The following is a 566-nucleotide window of genomic DNA, read 5'->3' on the forward strand; positions in this document are numbered from 1 at the left end:
TCCAGCTGTAGCGCCGGCAGACCTCGGGCACGGCCCGGGCCAGCGCCTGCGCGCGCTCCGGTTCGCAGGCCCGCGCCATCGCGTCGGCGATCGACAGCGGGTTCAGCGGGTCGGCCCAGCAGGCCTCGCCGTGCGGTTCGTCGGCCGGCAGGTACTCGGTGAACGGCGCCTGGCGCGACACCACGACCGGCGTGCCGCAGGCCAGTGCCTCCAGCACCACCAGGCCGAAGCCCTCGCGCAGCGAGGCCATCACCAGCACGTCGGCGGCACGGAACAGCGCCGGCATCTCGTCGTCGGCGACGGTGCCGGTGATCACCACGTCGGCCCCCGGCCCGACGCGCAGGCCGCTGGCGGCCAGCGCCTCGGTGAACTCGCGCGCATAGCGGTCGTGGTCGAGCAGGCTGGCACCGCCGGCGATCACCAGCTGCGCCTGCGGCTGCCGCGCCCGCAGGGCCGCAAAGGCCTGCAGCACACGCACCGTGTTCTTGCGCTCCTCGATGCCCCCCACCGCCAGGTAGACCGGCGCGTCGTGGGCCGCGCCGACGCGCAGGCCGAAGCGGCGCCGC

General features: G+C 75.8%; 1 protein-coding gene. It reads right to left on the reverse strand.

The features are described from left to right. Window positions 1-566, reverse strand: a 566-nt coding sequence (locus x551_RS23055) for a glycosyltransferase (protein WP_036252288.1), incomplete at both ends; no start/stop codon positions are given.

The organism is Methylibium sp. T29 (assembly GCF_000576205.1).
In the GTDB taxonomy this organism is placed as follows: domain Bacteria; phylum Pseudomonadota; class Gammaproteobacteria; order Burkholderiales; family Burkholderiaceae_C; genus Methylibium; species Methylibium petroleiphilum.